We start from the raw sequence: 20,037 nt of genomic DNA, 5'->3' as shown, positions 1-20,037 counted from the left end.
AGAATCGGTAAAGATGTATTTTTGGGCTATTGTGAATTGTTTCATTATATTTATTTTAGCTTTTGATTTCCAAATAGCTGACAATAGTATTTATAGATTTGTATAAAAAAAAATATTTTTATAGAGCATGCAGTCACTTGTTAAAACTTATTCCTTACCCTTCGTGTTTTTTTGTTTAATAGGGTGTGGCAGCAATAAATCACTTCCATTATCTGTAATTAACACAGAGGCAGACAGCGAACACATACAGCAGTTCACGAATTATGAAGGCTATTCAACTGCTATTATTGTTGATTGTGGCCAAGGCATAGTTCCTGAAGGTAAAATATTCAGTCTTCTTGGTGATTATGATGGTGGTGTAAAAGATCGGAACCTTTCCGATTTAAATTTTAGCGGTTGGAACCATACTATAAATGGCAGTGCCACTGAGTGGACGAATTTGAAATTGGAAGGAAGTAATTACAGCTTTAATAGTAATGCTAAAGCAAATAACAGCTGTAATAACGTAAGCACTCTCGATATTATATTATTGAAAAAAATTGCCGATTGGAACCATCAGCATTCAAATGGTTTTGAATGCAATATCCTTTCGAAAGGCTATAAGTTTGGAGATATTAAAAGTTTAGTATTCGACTTAAAAATTAACACTGCCAAAACCCGAATTCCAACAGTAGAAAATATAAAAAAAATGTATGTTAATTATGTAAATGATTCTATTGTTGATGCTTTGGATGAAGGTAAAGTCAATATTGGAATTACACTTGGCGATAACACAAATTTCAACGGTTCAATTATTTTTCAATTGGATCAGGCAGTTCTAGGTGATAAATGGGTACGAGTTACTATTCCGATGGATAAATTGTTGTTCTATCAGGAAATTAACTATAAGAAAACTGTTAAAAAACAAGCGGATTTAAACAATATTGTTGTCAATCGTATGCTGATAGTTGGGGAAACCAAAAGCGGAGCTGTATTGCGCAGAAACATTAGTCCCTGGAATGACAGCATTCCAGAAATTTTTAAGGAAATGGACGTGAGTTTTAAGAAAATTGAACTACAGCTGAAATAGTCTTTTTTAAATCTTAAACAAAAAAAAACAGGGCAATGATAATCTCTTCTTGCCCTGTTTTTTTATTTATTCCAAATCTTCCAGGCCTTTTCGGCTTGAAAAATAAGCATATCCAAACCATTTTTAATTTTGGCTCCGTGTTCTTTTGCTTTGCGTAAAAAAGCAGTTTCAGCAGGATTATAAATTAAGTCGTAAGCAATATGTTTTTCTGTAAAGAATTCATAAGGAATAAGCGGAAAAGCATCAACATTTGGACTTGTTCCTACAGGTGAACAATTGATAATAATTTGATAATTATCAAATGTTGTTGCGTTGATAAATTGGTAATCTACACAGTTTTCTTTGGCTTCGCGAGATACAAAAGTGTAGGTAATTCCTAATTTGTCTAATGCAAAAGCAACTCCTTTTGAAGCGCCTCCAGTCCCCAAAATCAGTGCTTTTTTATGGTGTGGTTCCAATAGTGGTTCCAATGATTTTTGAAAGCCATAATAATCGGTATTGTATCCTTTTAATTTTCCTTTTTTGGTAAATTTTATTGTATTAACGGCTCCTATTTCAGTTGCATTTTTAGATAATTTGTCCAAAAAAGGCAGTATTTCCTGTTTATAAGGTATGGTAACATTTAGTCCATTAAGATCAGGGTTGTTTTTTCTTAATTCGGTGAAATAATTAATTTCCGAAATGTCGAAATTTTCATAACTGCAGCCTTCAAAATGTTCCTTGCTGAATTTTTCTGTAAAATATCCTTTTGAAAAGGAATAGCTAATATTACGGCCTAATAAACCAAAACGTCTTCTTAAAACTTCAATCATTATTGTTTGTTATGTTTGTCAATATAATTTCTAACCATTTTTTTCGCCCAAACTACAGGGAATAAATCTTCTAAAAGAATGTAGTTGTCATAATTTAAGCGCAAAGCATTACTTAAGTGAAATTTTGCTTTGATATTATCAGAAAGCATAAAATACAATCCAGCTAATCGGTATTCTACTTCATTTTCCTCTGGGAAATACTCCGAAGCCTGCAGTAATGTTTGAATGGCACTTTCAAATTCTCCTAAAAATTGAAGAATATCTACCCAAAACAACCAAGTGTCAAGCTGGTAGTCTCCAAATTCAACTGCTTTTCTATATCCAAATTCGGCTTCTTCAAACAAGTTCATCTGTTTATTAATAGCAGCGAAACGTTTCCAGTATAATTTGTTTTGATTGTCTATTGCTAATGCCTTATTGACAAAAAATAATGCTTTCTGGAAGTTTTTTTGACGGACATAAAAGTCTGTAATGGCAATCCATCCTTTGTCCAGTAATGGATCTTCATGAACGGTTTTGTTATAGTATTTAAGCGCTAAAACTTTGTTGCCTAATCTTTCATAGCATTTCCCTATTCGAAGCAGAGCGTATGAAGTAGCATCATCTAGTTCCAATGTTCTGTTATAGCTTTCAATAGCTAAATCATATTTTTTAAGACGTTCCAGTGCTTTTGCTTTTTCCATAAAAGCACCAAGAAATTCTTCATCAATAAGAGTTGCATAATCAAATGCACGTATAGCACTTTCATATTCCTTAACGCCATAGAACAAACGTCCTAACTGATGCCAAGCAATCTCGCTGTACGGATTTTGATTGATGTATTTGTTTAAATAGGTAATTGCTTCTTGATTTTGATCTAAAAATTCGAAGCAGTAAACCACATTATATAAAGCAGATTGATCTTCTAAATCTTCTTCAAGGCATTTTATAAAGCTTTCTTTGGCTAATTCAAGATTGTCCATAAAAAGGTATTCCATGCCAATTAAGTTGTAAACATCGGCAAAGTCATCGGTGTACTGCAATGCTATTTTAAGCATCTCGACTGCCTTTTCATGCTGGTCTCTTTTGGAACAGATATTAGCTTTCTGAATGTATATTTCTTCGTTTGTAGGTTCAATGGCATACAGCTCATTCAATAGCTTTTCGGCTATTTCGAGTTTGTCATCATAAATTAGCATTTCTACTTGAACTAATTTTAAACCGCTGGATCTTGGGTGTTGTTCCAAAGCTAGTTTTAGAGCTTTTTTGGCCAATGCAGACTTGCCCATATCAAGATAATGAAGAATGATTTCTTCAAATTCTTCGGAATCAAAAAAGAGTACTTTGTTGGTTTTCAACATGGACTCAAATTTGGATAGGGATAAGTTATAATCTTCTTCTTCGTTGCTTAACTGCATACTGTGTATTTTTAAATTATCCTTAAATAAAATTAAGGAAACGTATTGTTGATATGAGGAAGAATACTATTTGTTGTGAACAATTTAATTAACAGGTTTTTCAATGACAATATCAAAAATCAATATCAATTACAATTCTTAAATGTTATTTCAGCAGTCTAAAATCTTAAATCATCATCTCATTCATCACGTCAAGAATTATAGCGCATCCTTCCCGAATTTCTTCTTCGGAAATGGTCAGCGGAGGAGTAATTCTGATGGCGTTGCCTTCAAATAGCAGCCAGAAAAGAATTAAACCTTGATCTTGGCATTTTAGAATCACTTCATTTGTAATGTCTGCACTCGCTGTCATAGCGGCAAGCATTAATCCTCTTCCTCGTATTTCCTGTATCAAAGGATGTACCAAAAGCGATCTGAAGAGTTTTTCTTTCTCTAAAGTATCTGTAATAATTGTGGTTTCAGTTAATTCTTTCAAAGTTGCCAGACAAGCTGACGCAATGACAGGGTGACCGCCAAAAGTCGTAATATGTCCTAATTTTGGATTTTCAGTCAATAAATCCATCATTGCTGATGAAGCTGTGAACGCGCCTACCGGCATTCCGCCGCCCATTCCTTTTCCCATGACTACAATATCCGGGACAACATCATAATTTTGAAATCCGAAAAGAGCACCTGTTCTTCCAAATCCAGGCTGTATTTCGTCTAATATCATTAAAGCGCCTACTTCATTGCATCGTTCTTTTACTTTCTTTAAAAAGTCATTATCAGGTTCAATAAAACCTGCTCCGCCTTGAATAGTTTCTAATAAGATTCCCGCTGTTTTGGTAGTTATTTTTTGTAAATCTGCTTCATTATTGAAGGTTATAAAATCGATGTCGGGAAGCAATGGGCGAAAAGCCTGCTTACGTTCTTCAAATCCCATTACGCTCATCGATCCCATTGTATTGCCATGATAGGCATTGTGGCATGAAATGAGCTGGCTTCTTCCAGTTACTCTTTTTGCAAGTTTTAATGCTCCTTCAATCGCTTCTGTTCCTGAGTTGACCAAATAGGTTTTGTCTAACGGAGCAGGGAGGAGTGAAGCCATTAATTTGCAGTATTCTACAGCTGGACTCTGCGAATATTCGCCATAGACCATAACATGCGAATATTTATCCAATTGATCTTTTATAGCGTCATTTACCCTTTTGTTTTGATGACCAAGTGTACAAGCCGAAACTCCCGCTACAAAATCCAGATACTTTTTATTATTTGTGTCAAAAATATAGGAACCAATAGCTTGTGATACTTCCATTCCCAAAGGATATGGTGAAGTTTGTGCCTGGTATTTTATAAAATCCGGATTCACTTTTTTATATTTATTAATGTTTTGATTGCTGATTAAAGATTAACGATTTTTGATTTCAGATGTTTAAACCTGCATTCAAAAATCATTGTTCCTCAATCTTAAATCTTTTCCTTCTTCTTATCATAATTCAAAGTTTCTTTTCGAACTTTCATCGGAGTTGCTTTTTTTTCTTTATCCTTTTTAGTTGCCTCAATGACTTTGAGTTCTTCGGCATTTTCTTCTTCGCTAAAAACATCATCTTTTGACTTTATTCTTTCATCTCCCCGCCATTTGAAACCTCTTAGTATTCTGGCATTTTCGGGCAGCTCTGTTTCTGGATAAATGATACCGTCTACCTGTTTGAAAAAAGTCATGTCTTCTATCGCATTATTATCAAAAATGACATTGATTTTACTGCTTACATTTTTGTTAATCCCAACTAATTCATTGGCTTCATTTCTGCTGTAATATATTACTTCAGCATTTTTTATAATATCAGTTTCATGCAGTTTTCCTTCTAGGAATTTCCCATATAAGTTTTGCCCTTTGACTTGATTATAACCTGTTCCCAAAGTGTCTTTCGAGACGAGAAAAGTATTATTCAGAACCTTGAGTGAATCTAGTTTTTGTGTTTTTTTATCGCCAATAAGATGCATTAAATCTCCGGTAATTTGACTTTCATTATTCCATAATATTGGATTTCCTATCAATTTTGTTAAAGAAATTTTGGAACTGGAGTGGATAGAATCACATTTTCCGCTCATATCGGTTTTGTAAAAGCGAACATTATTGAAGGCTCGAATGATTCTGTCACCTTCTTTGCCGGTAACCATAAGCTTTTTTCCATGAATATAAACAGAATCATTGTCTACAAAATTGACAGCCAAAGCTCTTTTGGTAACAAACATGGAATCTTTTTTCTTGAATAATTCAGCATAATGCCCCCGAATTACCCCCCGATTAACGGAGTCGGTTATTTTTACATTTCGTGTCGCCGATGCAAATTCTTTATTTCGATCATAATATAAACTGTCACCTTTGATAATTCGGTCATCATATTTTATATAGGATTTATCTAAAAAATGTGCCAGATTTTTTTTGGTGTCATAAAAACCTTTTTCGGTGTAGATGAAATTAGTTTTGCTGGTTATTGTTGATGGACCAAATAAATAAGAATGTCCTGAATTACTGTAGTAGTCCAGATGGTTGGATTTGATTTCGTATGATTTATTGGTAAGCGTGACTGCAGTTAAGAACTGAAATTTTTTCTGAGTTACATAATATCTTCCAGATTTACTTTTTAAAGTGTTCTCCTTGTTAATTATAGTTCCGTTTGTATTGTAAAATACTTCTTGAACATTTCTGTCAAAATTAATGGTATCGGTGGCAAGAGTGGCATCTGGAGAAGTCATAACTGCGTTACCGGTTGCAAAGGCTTTTTTTAGTTCACCGCTATATTCGGCATAATTACTATTTAGATATAAAGTGTCTCCTTGTACTAATTGTACATTTCCAAAAGCTTTCAGATAATTTTCTTTCTGAAAAAAATAAGCTTTATTGCAAGTTAGGATTACACCATCATGGCTCACTTTTACATTTCGGGTAAGTAAAACGGCATCTGGGTATTTATCTTTATCAACATCAACAAAGTCAGATTGTTCGATGATAATTTTTTTGGAAGCTTGTGCTGAAACAAAGTTTGCGCTAAGCATTAGCAGGCTATAGATAATGAAATATAGAGATTTCTTCAATGGTTTTAATTTTTGTGTAAATTTATGAAAATTGAGACAAACCCTATAGATATTAAGATTTATTTATAAAAGGCTGTCGTTATAAAGAGAAGAACATTTTTTAGAAAATAAAATAGTTATAAACAAAGAGTTTGGCTATTACGTTGTAGTGATTTTTTGATTTGTAAATAATAAAGATTCGAGAATACTGTCCATTGTTTTTTTTGAAAAATTTTTAAATTTATAGAATAATACAGGTGCTGATAAGCATCAATTGTATATTTTTAATTTTTTTATGATTTAATAAAATGAGTACAAAAAAAATAGTAATGGCAGGAATTGGTATTATGCTTATGACTGCAGCATGTAAAACTAAAGATATAAAAATGGGTGTACAAAAGAAAGAAACCGTTTCTGAAAACAAGGCAGTAGTTTACCAAGTTTTTACCCGATTGTTTGGTAATAAAAACACGACGAATAAACCGTGGGGAACAATTGAAGAAAATGGAGTTGGAAAATTTAATGATTTTACAGACAAAGCACTTCAGGAAATAAAAGATCTTGGTGTCACTCACATTTGGTATACAGGAGTTCCTCATCATGCTGTGATACGTGATTACACAGCTATCGGAGTTTCAAATGATGATCCTGAAGTGGTAAAAGGAAGAGCAGGCTCACCATATGCTGTTAAAGATTATTACAATGTTAATCCTGATTTGGCAGTAGATCCAGCAAAACGTTTAGAAGAATTTGAAGCGCTGATAAAACGTACTCACAAAGCAAATCTTAAAGTAATTATTGATATTGTACCCAATCATATTGCTCGTAAATATGAAGGTAAAAGCAATCCGAAAGGAGTAAGAGATTTTGGTGCCGATGATGATGTTACTGTTGAGTACAAAAGAGATAATAATTTTTATTACATTCCCAATACTCCATTCCAGCTGCCTGATGGTGACAAGCCTTTAAATGGAGAAAGCAATCCTCTTATTGATGGAAAATTTGATGAAAACCCTGCTAAATGGACTGGTAACGGTTCCAGAATGGCAAAACCGGATAAAAATGACTGGTACGAAACTGTTAAAGTAAATTATGGTATCAGACCTGATGGTACCAAAGATTTCCCTGAATTGCCAACTGGCTTTAATGCTCTTTCTTACAAAGAACATTTTGAATTTTGGAAAGATAAAAGTGTTCCAAGTTCTTGGATTAAATTTAGGGATATTGCTTTGTATTGGACTGAAAAGGGAGTGGATGGTTTTCGATATGATATGGCCGAAATGGTTCCATATGAGTTTTGGAGTTATATGAACTCTGCAATAAAAACTGCAAATCCTGATGCTTTCTTAATGGCAGAAGTTTACAATCCAAAAGAATATCGCAATTATATTCATTTGGGAAAAATGGATTATCTGTATGATAAAGTAGAGACTTATGATAAATTGAAAGATATTATTCAGCAAAAAACACCTCCGGATGGTTTGTCGTATATTCAAAGTGGATTAGCAGATATTGATGTTCACATGTTGAAGTTTTTGGACAATCACGATGAACAGCGGTTGGCTAGTCCCGAATTTGCTGGTTCTGCCGAAAAAGGAAAACCAATGATGGTTGTTTCTGCTGTGATAACTTCGGCACCAATAATGATTTATTTTGGTCAGGAAGTAGGGGAGGCCGGAAATGAAAATGGAGGATTTGGTTCACATTCCAGAACTTCAATTTTTGACTATGTGGGAGTGCCAAATCATCAGCGATGGATGAACGATGGCGCTTTTGATGGAGGAAAACTTACACAAAGCGAAAAAGAGCTGCGTGATTTTTATAAAAGGCTTTTGAGTTTTTCTGCTAAAAGCCCAGCTGTTATGGGACAGTTTCAAGATCTTCAGGAGGTAAACCGTCAGGCTGGTCATGGATATGACCCAAACCATGTCTATTCATTTACTCGTTGGTCTGAAAACCAAAAACTAATAGTTTTGACTAATTTTTCTTCAGAAGTTACAAATACTTTTGAGTTAAAAATTCCTGCGGATATTATTACTAAATGGAGTTTAAAAGATGGAAGCTATACACTGAAGGATCAATTATACGGCAGTACTGTTGAATTAATAGTAGTAAATGGCGAGGGAAAAGCTGGGATTTCTATTAAACCTCTGGAATCATTTATCTACCAGCTGTAAATACTCGTAAAAAGCTGATTTAAAATAGAATTTTCAATAAAAAAAGGCTGTTTCATACAATTGATGAAACAGCCTTTCTGTTTATAACATTTCGAAACTATTATTTATTTCAGTTTATTCATCGAGTCGGTAAACTCACCTGTGATGGTTACACCACTGTTTTTAGTCACATTTCCATAAATAGTAATAGACGAACCTGAAGAAAATTGTACACGTGCACCGCTGTTTAGTATAAGATTACCATAAATCACGACGCTTCCATCTATTTTTAAAGTACCATTTACGTTAAAAGATAAATAAGGATTGTTGTAATTACCTTGTGCCATAGAACCTTTCATCGTAAATATACCGCCGCTATTGATGTTTAGGCCTTGAGCAACTGAAAGTGAACCGCAAAACGTTAAATTTTGATTTACATTTATTCCCTGTAATGAAGCCGAGCCTTGGTAACTGAAGTTATCACCTGAATTGACATTTAGCCAATCTCCTCCTTTATATGTTGGAAAACTAGTACAGTCAATAGAAGCCGAGAGTTTTTTGATAATTTTTAAACCTCCAGTTCCTGTAGCCACAAAAATATAATCGCCCGCACTTTTTACATAATTAGCAGAACCGCCCAAGAAGATGCTTCCGATAGAAGTTAGGCTGTTATTGGTGTTTTTATAAACAGCAATTCCAGCACCGCCATTAGCGCTATATACATAATCACCATTTACAGATACTGCATTAGTAACAATATCTTCCTGATTTACGTCTGGTATTCCTGTTGGTAAACCGAATGTTTGCAATAAACTTCCAGTTGAGCTAAAAACTTTCAAACCACTGTATCCGTCAGCAACTAGCAGATTTGTTCCTTGAAAATCAATTGTTCTTTTCGCATCTGGAACATCAGATGAAGTTTTAATAGAAGAAATTAATGTCATAGAATCGGCATTGTAGATTTTTACACCTTCCGTACCGCTAAGAACAACTACTTTGTTGTCGATATAACCTAAAGCTCTTAAATCGGCAACAGGAATAGCTGTATTTATTATATTTGAAGTGTTACTTATTTTTGCTAAAACACCATTATTTCCAGAGATTGCGAAATAATTTGAATTTGCTGCAACAACACCGGTTCCAACATTTCCATTTAAAGAAATTGGAGAATAATTATTAGTCAGCAATCCATTTTGCAGAGGCATTTTTGCTACAAATGCTGAAGAAGTCAATTCTGGATTAGCATCCCTGCTTGAAGCACCAGAGATAAAAAGCGTGCCATTATTATATAGTACAGTGCTGATATCAGTATTTGGTAAAATCGCCTGCACTACTAATTTAGGATTATTTGGCTGTGAAACATCAATCACATCTATTCCTCCTAGGTAAGTTTCTCCCTGTGTATTGTATGAAACATATACATAATTGTCTTTTACGTCGACATGAGTTGCAGTAAGTTTTTTTCCTTCATATATTGGAGGGTTTACTTCAGCTAATAATGACATTGGGAAATTATCTGCACCTTGTGAGGCAGCATTTCTGGATGTTAATTTTGATGTTTTTAATGTTATAACACCAGAATTTGAATGATCCATGCGGTTAGATAATTCTGTGGAATTTGAATTTAAAAGTACTTTTGATTCTTCTGTAGTATTGCTGTTAGATATATCATCTGATTGACAGGCTTGAAATAACACAACAGTAAGTAAACATATTGTAAAAAGATTCTTTTTCATTTTGTTTTTTTTTGGAAGTGCAAAATTACTTTGTAAAATTTCTATAACTCATACATTATCAGTGTTTAACTAATTTAAGATTCTTTTTGACATTGTTTTTGTTTAAAAATATATTTTTCAATTAATTTTAACAAAAAACAAGATTAATAAACAAAAAAAAAGATCTCAATGAGAGATCTTTTAACATTTTTGATTTGATTGTCTAAGCTTTTCTATTATTGTTTGTTATTTTTTAAAAGTCGCTGTGTAATTTTCGTTTACTTTCTGCCAGTTTACAACATTGAAAAAAGCATCAATATAATTTTTCTTTTTGTACTGATGATCTAAAAAATAAGCATGTTCCCAAAGATCAATTCCTAAAATAGGAGTTCCGTGAAATCCAACAACAGGTGCATATGTCATTAATGGATTATCTTGATTTTGCGTAGTTGTTATTTGTAGCACGCCAGTTTTATCAACTACCAGCCAAACCCATCCTGATCCAAATTGCTTTACAGCAGTTTCTTTAAATAGGGTTTTGAAATTAGAAAAAGAGCCAAAGTCTTTATTGATGCTTGATGCTAATGTATCTATTGCTTCTCCTCCAGCTTTTGGTGAGATAGTTTTAAAGTATAGACTGTGATTATAGTATCCGCCAGCATTATTGCGAATTAAAGCATCATTAATATCTAATGTTTTTAGTAATTCTTCTATGGTAAGATTTTCGAATTTTGTACCTAAAACTGCTTTGTTTAAGTTATTAGTAAAAGATAAATAATTCTTTCCATAATGTGACTCTAATGTTAAAGCAGAAATATCTGGAGCCAAAGCATCATATCCAAAAGCAATTTTTTCCATTTGAAAAGAACCTTCGGCTGCTTTTACATCATTTGGATTGCCAATTTTTATTTTTTCCTGTACTGTTGGTAATGGAACTTCTACAACCTCAGTCATTTTTTTTTCATTACAAGAAATTAGGGCCGAAATAAAGAACAGATTTGCTAAGAGAAAAGTGATTTTTTTCATGAAAATAAAACGGCTAGTTTATTAAAGAATGAATTAATTTGATATATTTTTCCTTGGCTTCATCTTGTGTAAGATGGCTGATTTGAATCCAGGCATTGGTTTTGAATGCATTTCTTAAATCAGAGTTATCGGTAACAATAAAATTCGTTTTGTCGAAAGTTGCCTGTTTGTAAAAGGCATAAAGACGTAATTGTACATCCTGCGGTAAAGATGCTTGTGTCATAAAAGAAGCAATTTCTACAGCTTCTTGAAATTGTTTATCTAAATCTTTTTCAATCATTAAGCCTTAATTGCAATTATAGTTTTTCCTCCAATCGCTTTTTGGTTAAGTGTAACATTAATTGGAGTGCCTATTGGTAAAAAAATATCCACTCTTGAACCAAATTTAATAAAACCAGCGTCGGTACCTTGTACTACCTGCATACCTTCTTTTGCATAATTCACAATACGTTTTGCTAATGCACCTGCAATCTGGCGGTACAAAATAGCTCCAAAAGTTTTATTTTCAACAACAATGGTTGTTCTTTCGTTTTCTTCACTGGCTTTTGGATGCCAAGCCACAAGAAATTTACCAGGATGGTATTTGCTAAACTTTACTAATCCGCTTATAGCGTAACGAGTAACGTGAACATTTATAGGAGACATAAAGATTGAAACTTGAAGTCTCTTGTCTTTAAAATATTCGCCTTCAAACACTTCTTCAATCACAACTACCTTTCCGTCTACAGGAGCAATAATATGATTTTCATTGATTTCAACAGTTCTTTTTGGATTTCTGAAAAATTGCAAAATGATAATCAACAATAGTAAAGTTACAATTTCAATGGTCATTTTAATCCATTCTGTCTGGATAAAATAGTCTGATGCTAAAAAAACAATAGCAGTAACAATTGTGCCTAATAAAATACTTTGAGTTCCTTCTTTATGAAACATAATTTAAAATTTGATAAAATAAAAATATAATTGGTGCTACAAATATAACACTATCTAATCGATCTAAGATGCCTCCATGGCCTGGCATAATGTTTCCACTGTCTTTTTTTTCTGAAATCCGCTTGAATTTAGATTCAACTAAGTCTCCAATAGTGCCAAAAACACTAACAATTGATGCTATTATAAGCCATATGTAAGTATTTTTTTCAGGAAGCATTAAAAAATATTTTGAAATAAAATAACTTGCAATTAATGCAAATCCTACTCCTCCTAAAAATCCTTCAATGGTTTTTTTGGGAGATATTCTTTCAAATAATTTATGTTTTCCAATTGACTTTCCAACTAAGTAGGCAAAGGTGTCATTGGTCCATATTAAAATAAATATACTGATCAGGATGTTTGGATTGTAGCCCTTGATTCCAAAAGGTATTTTTGTAATAATTACAAATGGTAAAATTATATATCCGATTAAATAAGCAAATTTTGAAAAAGAATCTACTTTTAAATTTTTGTTATCGAATAAAAATACGATACACTTTAATGAAACAATAAGGGACGAAAATAGTACAGCTAAATCAAAATTCCTATTATACCTTAATGCATATAAAATACCATCTCCTTTTTCAGCTATGGCAATTTTATAGAAAAAGAAATAGAATAAACATGCAATTATTGTTGGAGCAATTTTGTTTAAGTGTACAAGATTACAAAATTCAGTTACTGCTATTAATAAAAAAACTCCAAATAGAACAAAAAAAGTTTCTATAGAGTATTGTATTGAGGCTATTAGTAATAAAATATAAACGGCCCCTGATATTGATCTTTTTAGTGTTTCATTCATTTTTAAAGATCTTCTAAGAGCAATAGGTATAAATTTTTTGCGGAACTTCCATACTGAGTGAAATCTTCCTCTTTGGCTTTTTCAAAATATTTGATAGTAGTAATATTGGTAGGGTATTCTGTTAAATACTTTTTTCTAATAGCGCTAAGGCCTTCGCTTTTGCCTTCAACAATCTGACTTGTTTTTGCTAAAATTACTATATTAGCAGGCAGGTCATTGGGTTTTTTCTGCTTAATCTGATTGGATGAAAATAAAATAGATCCTTCCTCAGTTACTAGGTTTTCACAGCCAGATAATAAAAATTTAGGGTTTAAGTTTTGACCGTATGTAAGCTTGTTTTCATCTAATAAAAAAAACAATTTGGGTTCATAGCATAAGGCTTCACATTCAAACCAATCATTTTCTTCAAGTATGTTTTCAAATTGTTCTTTTACTTCTTCTAAATTCTCGCAGTATAAAAATTTTCCGCCGTTTTTTTTAAAATTATAAATGAATTGCTCATCCAAAGGGGAGTTGATATCTGGATTTGGTTTATTTGAATTATCATTTTTACCTTCATCAGATGAAGGGTCGTTGGAACCAAATAATTTTTTAAAAAGATTCATAATTTTTACTAAACGTTTTGTGTGACTTGAAAACGTTCAAAGATAAAAAAATCTTAATTCAAAACGAGGTTTTGAATTAAGATTTTAAATATTTGTTAATTTTCAAATTATGAAACTACTTCGCCTAAGTTTTTGTCGAAAGTTCTTTTTCCAAATATAGCTTCTAAGTCATCTTTAAAGATTACTTCTTTCTCAATTAAGATATCTGCTAATTGGTTTAATTTGTCTTTGTTTTCTTCTAAAATATGAATAGCTCTTTCATATTGTCCTTCAATTAATTCTGAAATTTCCGCATCAATAATCTTGGCAGTTTCATCAGAATAAGGTTTAGAAAAATTATATTCGCTTTGTCCTGATGAATCGTAATAAGTAACATTTCCTATTTTGTCATTTAAGCCATAAATAGTTACCATCGCACGGGCTTGGCGTGTTACTTTTTCTAAATCACTAAGTGCTCCAGTCGAAATTCTGTCAAAAGTTACTTTTTCTGCAGCTCTGCCTCCCATAGTAGCACACATTTCGTCAAGCATTTGGTCTGTTCTAACGATTTGTCTTTCTTCTGGAAGATACCAGGCAGCTCCTAAGCTTTGTCCGCGGGGAACAATAGTTACTTTGATAAGCGGTGCAGCATGTTCAAGCATCCAGCTTACAGTCGCGTGACCTGCTTCGTGAATTGCAATTGCTCTTTTTTCCTCAGGAGTAATGATTTTGTTTTTCTTTTCAAGACCTCCGATGATTCTATCTACGGCATCAAGGAAATCTTGCTTGTCAACAGCAGTTTTATTGTTTCTTGCAGCAATCAAAGCAGCTTCGTTACAAACATTGGCAATATCAGCACCAGAAAAACCTGGAGTCTGTTTGGCAAGAAAATCAAGATCAAGTCCTTCTACTTTTTTGATAGGTCCTAAGTGAACTTGGAAAATTTCAGCTCTTTCGCGGATATCCGGTAAGTCAACAAAAATCTGTCTGTCAAAACGTCCTGCACGCATTAAGGCTTTATCTAGTACATCGGCTCTGTTTGTTGCGGCCAAAACAATAACATTAGAATTAGTTCCGAAACCGTCCATCTCAGTCAATAATTGATTCAGAGTGTTTTCTCTTTCATCGTTACCGCCAGACATATTGCTTTTTCCTCTCGCTCTACCAACTGCATCAATTTCATCAATGAAAATAATAGCTGGAGATTTTTCTTTAGCTTGTTTGAATAGATCACGGACACGTGAAGCACCAACTCCTACGAACATTTCCACAAAATCAGAACCAGATAAAGAGAAAAATGGTACTTGCGCTTCTCCTGCAACAGCTTTGGCTAATAAAGTTTTTCCAGTTCCTGGAGGCCCTACTAATAATGCTCCTTTAGGGATTTTACCTCCCAAATTAGTGTATTTCTCAGGATTCTTAAGGAATTCTACTATTTCCTGTATTTCTTCTTTTGCACCTTCTAGTCCGGCTACGTCTTTAAAAGTGGTTTTGATATCTGTTTTTTCATCAAAAAGTTTAGCTTTAGATTTTCCGATGTTGAAAATTTGTCCGCCTCCGCCACCTGGGCCTCCAGACATTTTTCGCATAATAAAAATCCATACACCAATGATGATGATGATAGGCAACAGGCTTATCAAGATATCAGTCCAGTTGCTAGAATCTTTAAAATCGTAGTCAACTAACTTCTTTTCTATCTTGGCTTTGTCAAGTTTTTCTTGAAATGATTTAAGATCTCCAAATTTTGTAGTGTAATGAGGGCCTTTGTTAGGCTGATCTAAAACATTTTTCGCAACTTTTTTATTAGCAGGGTCTTTTAATGCAGCATCCGAAAGATAAATTTCTGCATCTTTATTATTGAAAATGACAACATTTTTAATTTGTCCTTTAGCCAGCATGTTATCAATCTCAGACGATTTTAGCTGACCTGGTTCTTGAAAGTTTGATCCGCCGGTTGCAAAGCTTATTGCTAAAAAAATCAATATTATTGCAGTGTATACTAACCAAGGACTTACCTTAAATTTATTTGAATTTGGATTATTTTCTTTAGCCATTAGAAGATTGTTTCTTTAATATTTGTTTTCGATTTTAGTGATTTTGGCATCACCCCAAAGACTTTCTATGTTGTAATATTCACGAATGTGTTTTTGAAATACATGTACTACGATGTGAACATAATCCATTAATACCCATTCGGCTACATCAGAACCTTCAACATGCCAAGGTTTGTCTTTTAAATCTTTAGAAACTGTTTTTTGAATTGAATTAACAATAGCATTTACTTGAGTATTTGAATTACCATTGCATATTACAAAATAGTCACAAACTGCAGTGTCTATTTCTCTTAAATCTAAAATATCGATATCACTTCCTTTTACTTCTTCTATTCCTTTTATGATGTTTGCCAATAGAGCATCATTGTTTATAATCTTTTTCGCCATGTATTTTTTTATATGAATTTGTAAAGTTACCATTTTTTGTGATTAATTTTGAACCTTAACATAATATTAAATTATGTTTTTGCAAAATAAACACAAATGAAGTTAATCAAACTCGATGCCATAGATTCTACAAATGAGTTTCTAAAAGGTTTATCGAACAAGCAGGAGGTTCAAAATTTTACAGTTATTAGTGCTGAAACTCAGTTAAAAGGAAAGGGGCAGATGGGGGCGAAGTGGGATTCTGAGCCGGGTAAGAATCTTATTATGAGTGTGTTGGTAAAGCGTTTTTTGTTTGATTCTGAAACGGTTTTTAATCTCAATGTAGTAGTTTCACTTGCAGTAATCCGTACACTAAAAGAATACGATATTCCTGAATTAAGCATCAAATGGCCAAACGACATTATGTCAGCTAATAAGAAGATTGGTGGCATATTAATAGAAAACAGTATTAAAGGAGAAGGAGCAATTACATCTATTGTCGGGCTGGGATTGAACGTGAATCAAACAGAATTTGATAATTTGCCCAGAGCTTCTTCTTTGGCTTTGGTTTGTAATAAAGTCTTTAACAAAGAAGAAATTCTTTTTTCAATAGTGTCAAAAATAAATGAAATAATAGCTGAGTATGCTGTAAAAGCTTCCTCTTTGTGGGAAGAGTACATTAATGAATTATTTAAAATTGGTGTGCCAGTCGCTTTTTCCGATGAAAATGAAACCAATTTTATGGGAATTATAAAAGGCGTTTCAGCCGTAGGAAAACTTCAGATCCAATTGGAAGATGATACTGTCTGTGAATACAGTCTTAAAGAAGTGCAGATGTTATATTAAAAACAAAAGCCTTTTAGCTAAAAACTAAAAGGCTTTTTTGTTTGTTTATAAAGGGTATTATAGTTTTGTCATATTGGCTGCCAAGGTCTCAATAAATTTTGAAATTGGTCCTTTTACCATCATTGCCATCATTGCGTTGAATTCGCCTTCAAAATCCAGTTTTACAGCACTTGAATTTTCGGAAACAGTGTCAATATTGGCTACTAAAGAAAACGGAAGCTTATCGCTTGCTGCACCCAAAACTATTTTGTTTGGAGCTGTTTTTTCTTTCATTTTCAGTTTGATCTCAGGCATTCCTTTTAATCCAAAAATAAAAGCATCTTCACCAATTACTTCAAATTTTGCAATATTATCCGGCATTAATTTTTCGAAGTTTTTCACATCACTTAATAAGTCGAATAATTCTTGGCTTGATTTTTCAACGGTAACTTTTGGACTTTCTAAATTCATTTTTTGTTATTTTGTTTTACTGCAGTTAAAATCTGCAATCTAAAATTTATATACTCCAAGTTGATGGACTCACGTTCCATTCTCTCAAAGTTTGTTCTTCATTTTCTGTGATGTACTTTTTAGCAACGGCTAAATTCAGTAAATTTTGATAATTGCTTAAAGTGTAGAGGTCAATTTTAGCATCTTTAAAGTTATTGTCTGCTACATCAAAACCATATGTAAATATAGCTGCCATCCCTTTTATGACTGCTCCGGCTTCGCGTAAACCATCAACGGCTAGCAAACTGCTGTTTCCAGTACTTATTAAATCTTCTATAATTACTACGCTTTGTCCTTTTTGTAAAAAACCTTCCACTTGGTTCTGACGTCCATGTTTTTTTGGTTCTGGGCGAACATACACAAAAGGAAGTCCCATGCTCTCGGCAACAAGCATTCCTATGCCTATTGCACCAGTAGCTACACCTGCAATTACATCTGGTTTCCCAAATTGTTTTTCGATGTTCTTGGAAAATTCATCTCTAACATAATTTCTTATGGCTGGAAACGAGAGGATTAAACGATTATCGCAATATATAGGCGATTTCCATCCAGAAGCCCATGTAAAAGGATTTCCTGGATTCAATTTAATTGCATTTATTTGCAAAAGCAATTCGGCTGTTTTTTCGGCTGTATCTTTATTAAAAATCATAATACAAATGTATAAAGTTTTTGTTAACGACAAACCACTTTTTTTGACAAATCAAATTTCGAAGGAAACTGATTTTCAGCTTTTCTTGCTTGATAGTATTGATGTTAAGCAAGTTATTGTGAAAATGTTTCAGAATAAAATTAAGAAAGCATATCTCTATCATCCTGACGAAAGCGTGATTATGAAAACGCTTAAAGCAAAAATTCCTGTAAATAAAGCTGGCGGCGGATTGGTATATAATCAAAAAGGTGAAGTTTTATTCATTTTTAGAAACGGAAAATGGGATCTGCCAAAAGGTGGTACCGACAAAGGCGAACTGATTGAAGAAACGGCAATGCGCGAAGTGGAAGAAGAAACTGGCGTGAACGAATTGAAAGTTGTAAAAAAACTTCAAAAAACCTATCATATATTCAAGCGAAATGGTAAATACAAACTGAAAATTACCCATTGGTTTGAAATGCAGTCTACATTTGAAGGTACTCTAAAAGGACAGCTGGAAGAAGGAATTGAAAAAGTTGCATGGCTGAATCCTGAGCAGATAAAGGAAGCACTGCAAAATTCCTATGAAAATATAAAGCTTCTGTTTGAAGAAGAAAATTTGATTAAGTAAATCAAATTTTCACTTCTAATATTCTCTTTTTTTAATGAATTAACTTATTTATTTGACAGCATGATTTTTTGTTTTGCTGACAATTAACTGGTTTATTGATGAATAAAATTCGTTTTAAATTTCTAAATCCCTTATATTTGATACTATAATTGTTGAAAATCACATTGTAAGTTTTCAATTGATTAAAGGTTTTGAAGCGTATCTTGTTTGTTTTCTATCTAAAAGTTAATTTAAATGAAAAGAACTGTCTTACTTATTTCATTTTTATTTTATGCATCTTCTGGGTTTTCATTTTCTAAAAATGTTAAACCTTTTTTGTGTAAAAAAACGATAGAAGTTTCTCTCTTAGCGAATGTTTTGGATACCGTAAAAGATAGCGATTCCGTAAAAAAGAAAGAAAAGAAATTTGCTTTTATGCCTATACCAACTTTGACTTATGATCGTTCGCAGGGCGCTGGCGCTGGCGCAATTGCTATGGGACTTTTTAAGGCAGATAATTCAAAAAAAGCACCTCTTTCCAGAGTTATGGCAGTTGGTAATTATGCAACAAACGATTCTTACTACATGATGCTGGGAACGCGTCTTTATCTAATGGAAGATAATTGGAGGATAATTACTGCTGTTGGATATATCAATTATAATTTTCAGGCCTTTCAGGATTTTGAGGATGGCGGTACGGGAGGAGTTATAGGTGTTTATGAAACTCCGTACACTACAAAAGGAGGTTTAATTGCATTTGCATTGCAGAGAAGGGTTTTTGAAAATTTTTATTTGGGACTCGGGGGATTTATGATGCGTTCTGATGTAACGATTACACTTCCGGATGGCAGTGAAGTTGTAGAGCCAAATGACACTAATTCACTGTCTATACCAATTAGTTATGATACCCGAAACAGTATCTATAATCCAAGTGAAGGAATTTTCATTGATGGAAGATTTTCAATGGTGCCTGAATGGTTGGATAACGATAATGATTTCATAAAAACAATGTTATATGTAAATCATTATAAAAAATTGGGAGACCATAAAATTTTAGCCAGCAGGTTTGCAATGAAAGCCAATTTTGGAGACGTTCCTTTTGCTTCACAGGATTATATTGGTCAAACGGATCTAAGAGGTTATACCCAAGGGGAATACAGAGGAAATCAAACCTATACAGTTCAATCGGAATTTCGAAATAATTTTTACAAAAAATGGGGGTACGTTGGGTTCGCGGGACTCGGAATTGCCTATAGAAAGTCCGAAGAAGGCGCAGCATCAGGCGATTGGTATGATTCCGGAGCTTCATGGAGCAAACCATTACCAAGTATAGGTGCAGGTATCCGTTATCAGGTAATTGAAAAGGCTGGTCAAAAAGTAAATGCCGGAATTGATATTGCTGCAGGCCGTGGAGATTGGGGGTTTTATTTTAGAATTACCGAAGCTTTTTGAGT

General features: G+C 33.3%; 19 protein-coding genes. 5 read left to right on the top strand and 14 right to left on the bottom strand.

Features of this window, described 5'->3' with window-relative positions:
* Positions 1-127: 127 nt before the first annotated feature.
* Entirely contained in the window at positions 128-1,069 is a 942-nt protein-coding gene (locus C8P67_RS04185) for a hypothetical protein (protein WP_115810710.1), read from the top strand.
* A gap of 62 nt (positions 1,070-1,131) precedes the next feature.
* Here the strand turns inward: C8P67_RS04185 and C8P67_RS04180 are convergent, their stop codons facing one another.
* From C8P67_RS04180 to C8P67_RS04165, 4 genes are all read right to left on the bottom strand, one after another.
* Entirely contained in the window at positions 1,132-1,881 is a 750-nt protein-coding gene (locus C8P67_RS04180; RefSeq protein ID WP_115810708.1) for a shikimate dehydrogenase family protein, read from the bottom strand.
* The gene (locus C8P67_RS04175; protein ID WP_115810706.1) at positions 1,881-3,278 is read right to left on the bottom strand and encodes a tetratricopeptide repeat protein; all 1,398 of its coding nucleotides are present in this window, start codon (positions 3,276-3,278) and stop codon (positions 1,881-1,883) included. Before C8P67_RS04175 ends, C8P67_RS04180 begins: the two co-directional genes overlap by 1 nt.
* A 166-nt stretch (positions 3,279-3,444) precedes the next feature.
* Positions 3,445-4,626 (bottom strand): aspartate aminotransferase family protein, encoded by a 1,182-nt coding sequence (locus tag C8P67_RS04170; protein WP_115810704.1) that lies wholly within the window; start codon positions 4,624-4,626, stop codon positions 3,445-3,447.
* A gap of 98 nt (positions 4,627-4,724) precedes the next feature.
* Positions 4,725-6,317: an OstA-like protein gene (locus C8P67_RS04165; protein WP_115810701.1), complete on the bottom strand. Its 1,593-nt coding sequence runs from the start codon at positions 6,315-6,317 to the stop codon at positions 4,725-4,727.
* Between the two features lie 326 nt (positions 6,318-6,643).
* On the opposite strand from C8P67_RS04165, the gene C8P67_RS04160 reads away from it, so the two are divergent.
* Complete coding sequence (locus C8P67_RS04160; protein ID WP_115810699.1) at positions 6,644-8,512, top strand: alpha-amylase family glycosyl hydrolase; 1,869 nt, start codon at positions 6,644-6,646, stop codon at positions 8,510-8,512.
* Between the two features lie 104 nt (positions 8,513-8,616).
* On the opposite strand, the gene C8P67_RS04155 is transcribed toward C8P67_RS04160, so the two are convergent.
* The 8 genes from C8P67_RS04155 to rsfS form a co-directional block, all read right to left on the bottom strand.
* On the bottom strand, positions 8,617-10,227 hold the full coding sequence (locus C8P67_RS04155; RefSeq protein ID WP_115810697.1) for an LVIVD repeat-containing protein: 1,611 nt from the start codon (positions 10,225-10,227) through the stop codon (positions 8,617-8,619).
* 225 nt (positions 10,228-10,452) lie between these two features.
* Entirely contained in the window at positions 10,453-11,160 is a 708-nt protein-coding gene (locus C8P67_RS04150; protein ID WP_317125439.1) for a superoxide dismutase, read from the bottom strand.
* Positions 11,161-11,245: 85 nt separating this feature from the next.
* On the bottom strand, positions 11,246-11,512 hold the full coding sequence (locus C8P67_RS04145) for an acyl-CoA-binding protein (protein WP_115810693.1): 267 nt from the start codon (positions 11,510-11,512) through the stop codon (positions 11,246-11,248).
* Positions 11,512-12,165 (bottom strand): phosphatidylserine decarboxylase family protein, encoded by a 654-nt coding sequence (locus C8P67_RS04140; protein WP_115810691.1) that lies wholly within the window; start codon positions 12,163-12,165, stop codon positions 11,512-11,514. Before C8P67_RS04140 ends, C8P67_RS04145 begins: the two co-directional genes overlap by 1 nt.
* Positions 12,155-13,006: a phosphatidate cytidylyltransferase gene (locus C8P67_RS04135; RefSeq protein WP_115810689.1), complete on the bottom strand. Its 852-nt coding sequence runs from the start codon at positions 13,004-13,006 to the stop codon at positions 12,155-12,157. The genes C8P67_RS04140 and C8P67_RS04135 overlap by 11 nt, the downstream gene beginning before the upstream one ends.
* A 2-nt stretch (positions 13,007-13,008) precedes the next feature.
* Positions 13,009-13,611, bottom strand: a complete 603-nt coding sequence (locus C8P67_RS04130) for an LUD domain-containing protein (protein WP_115810687.1) — start codon at positions 13,609-13,611, stop codon at positions 13,009-13,011.
* 107 nt (positions 13,612-13,718) lie between these two features.
* Positions 13,719-15,644: an ATP-dependent zinc metalloprotease FtsH gene (gene ftsH / locus C8P67_RS04125; protein WP_115810685.1), complete on the bottom strand. Its 1,926-nt coding sequence runs from the start codon at positions 15,642-15,644 to the stop codon at positions 13,719-13,721.
* Between the two features lie 15 nt (positions 15,645-15,659).
* Positions 15,660-16,031 carry a ribosome silencing factor gene (rsfS, locus tag C8P67_RS04120; protein WP_100430043.1) on the bottom strand — a complete coding sequence of 124 codons (372 nt, stop codon included), beginning with the start codon at positions 16,029-16,031 and terminating at the stop codon, positions 15,660-15,662.
* Between the two features lie 96 nt (positions 16,032-16,127).
* On the opposite strand from rsfS, the gene C8P67_RS04115 reads away from it, so the two are divergent.
* On the top strand, positions 16,128-16,856 hold the full coding sequence (locus tag C8P67_RS04115; protein ID WP_115810683.1) for a biotin--[acetyl-CoA-carboxylase] ligase: 729 nt from the start codon (positions 16,128-16,130) through the stop codon (positions 16,854-16,856).
* Between the two features lie 57 nt (positions 16,857-16,913).
* Here the strand turns inward: C8P67_RS04115 and C8P67_RS04110 are convergent, their stop codons facing one another.
* Positions 16,914-17,306 (bottom strand): SRPBCC family protein, encoded by a 393-nt coding sequence (locus tag C8P67_RS04110; RefSeq protein ID WP_115810681.1) that lies wholly within the window; start codon positions 17,304-17,306, stop codon positions 16,914-16,916.
* Positions 17,307-17,352: 46 nt separating this feature from the next.
* A complete protein-coding gene (gene pyrE / locus C8P67_RS04105) occupies positions 17,353-17,994 on the bottom strand; it encodes an orotate phosphoribosyltransferase (RefSeq protein ID WP_115810679.1) in 642 nt (213 codons plus the stop codon).
* A gap of 7 nt (positions 17,995-18,001) precedes the next feature.
* On the opposite strand from pyrE, the gene C8P67_RS04100 reads away from it, so the two are divergent.
* Both C8P67_RS04100 and C8P67_RS04095 read left to right on the top strand, forming a co-directional pair.
* The gene (locus C8P67_RS04100) at positions 18,002-18,604 is read left to right on the top strand and encodes an NUDIX hydrolase (RefSeq protein ID WP_115810677.1); all 603 of its coding nucleotides are present in this window, start codon (positions 18,002-18,004) and stop codon (positions 18,602-18,604) included.
* Positions 18,605-18,838: 234 nt separating this feature from the next.
* A complete protein-coding gene (locus C8P67_RS04095) occupies positions 18,839-20,035 on the top strand; it encodes a BamA/TamA family outer membrane protein (protein WP_115810675.1) in 1,197 nt (398 codons plus the stop codon).
* Positions 20,036-20,037: the final 2 nt, after the last annotated feature.

The organism is Flavobacterium aquicola, assembly GCF_003385115.1.
In the GTDB taxonomy this organism is placed as follows: Bacteria; Bacteroidota; Bacteroidia; order Flavobacteriales; family Flavobacteriaceae; genus Flavobacterium; species Flavobacterium aquicola.
Note: the sequence above shows the minus strand (reverse complement) of the source record. Positions and strands in the feature narration are given on the sequence as shown.

Bases quoted from the DNA above. Each gene is read 5' to 3' on its own strand.
- C8P67_RS04185 (WP_115810710.1), top strand. From the start codon at position 128: ATGCAGTCACTTGTTAAAACTTATTCCTTACCCTTCGTGTTTTTTTGT.
- C8P67_RS04180 (WP_115810708.1), bottom strand. From the start codon at position 1,881: ATGATTGAAGTTTTAAGAAGACGTTTTGGTTTATTAGGCCGTAATATT.
- C8P67_RS04175 (WP_115810706.1), bottom strand. From the start codon at position 3,278: ATGCAGTTAAGCAACGAAGAAGAAGATTATAACTTATCCCTATCCAAA.
- C8P67_RS04165 (WP_115810701.1), bottom strand. From the start codon at position 6,317: ATGCTTAGCGCAAACTTTGTTTCAGCACAAGCTTCCAAAAAAATTATC.
- C8P67_RS04160 (WP_115810699.1), top strand. From the start codon at position 6,644: ATGAGTACAAAAAAAATAGTAATGGCAGGAATTGGTATTATGCTTATG.
- C8P67_RS04155 (WP_115810697.1), bottom strand. From the start codon at position 10,227: ATGAAAAAGAATCTTTTTACAATATGTTTACTTACTGTTGTGTTATTT.
- C8P67_RS04150 (WP_317125439.1), bottom strand. From the start codon at position 11,160: ATGACTGAGGTTGTAGAAGTTCCATTACCAACAGTACAGGAAAAAATA.
- C8P67_RS04145 (WP_115810693.1), bottom strand. From the start codon at position 11,512: ATGATTGAAAAAGATTTAGATAAACAATTTCAAGAAGCTGTAGAAATT.
- C8P67_RS04140 (WP_115810691.1), bottom strand. From the start codon at position 12,165: ATGTTTCATAAAGAAGGAACTCAAAGTATTTTATTAGGCACAATTGTT.
- C8P67_RS04135 (WP_115810689.1), bottom strand. From the start codon at position 13,006: ATGAATGAAACACTAAAAAGATCAATATCAGGGGCCGTTTATATTTTA.
- C8P67_RS04130 (WP_115810687.1), bottom strand. From the start codon at position 13,611: ATGAATCTTTTTAAAAAATTATTTGGTTCCAACGACCCTTCATCTGAT.
- ftsH (WP_115810685.1), bottom strand. From the start codon at position 15,644: ATGGCTAAAGAAAATAATCCAAATTCAAATAAATTTAAGGTAAGTCCT.
- rsfS (WP_100430043.1), bottom strand. From the start codon at position 16,031: ATGGCGAAAAAGATTATAAACAATGATGCTCTATTGGCAAACATCATA.
- C8P67_RS04115 (WP_115810683.1), top strand. From the start codon at position 16,128: ATGAAGTTAATCAAACTCGATGCCATAGATTCTACAAATGAGTTTCTA.
- C8P67_RS04110 (WP_115810681.1), bottom strand. From the start codon at position 17,306: ATGAATTTAGAAAGTCCAAAAGTTACCGTTGAAAAATCAAGCCAAGAA.
- pyrE (WP_115810679.1), bottom strand. From the start codon at position 17,994: ATGATTTTTAATAAAGATACAGCCGAAAAAACAGCCGAATTGCTTTTG.
- C8P67_RS04100 (WP_115810677.1), top strand. From the start codon at position 18,002: ATGTATAAAGTTTTTGTTAACGACAAACCACTTTTTTTGACAAATCAA.
- C8P67_RS04095 (WP_115810675.1), top strand. From the start codon at position 18,839: ATGAAAAGAACTGTCTTACTTATTTCATTTTTATTTTATGCATCTTCT.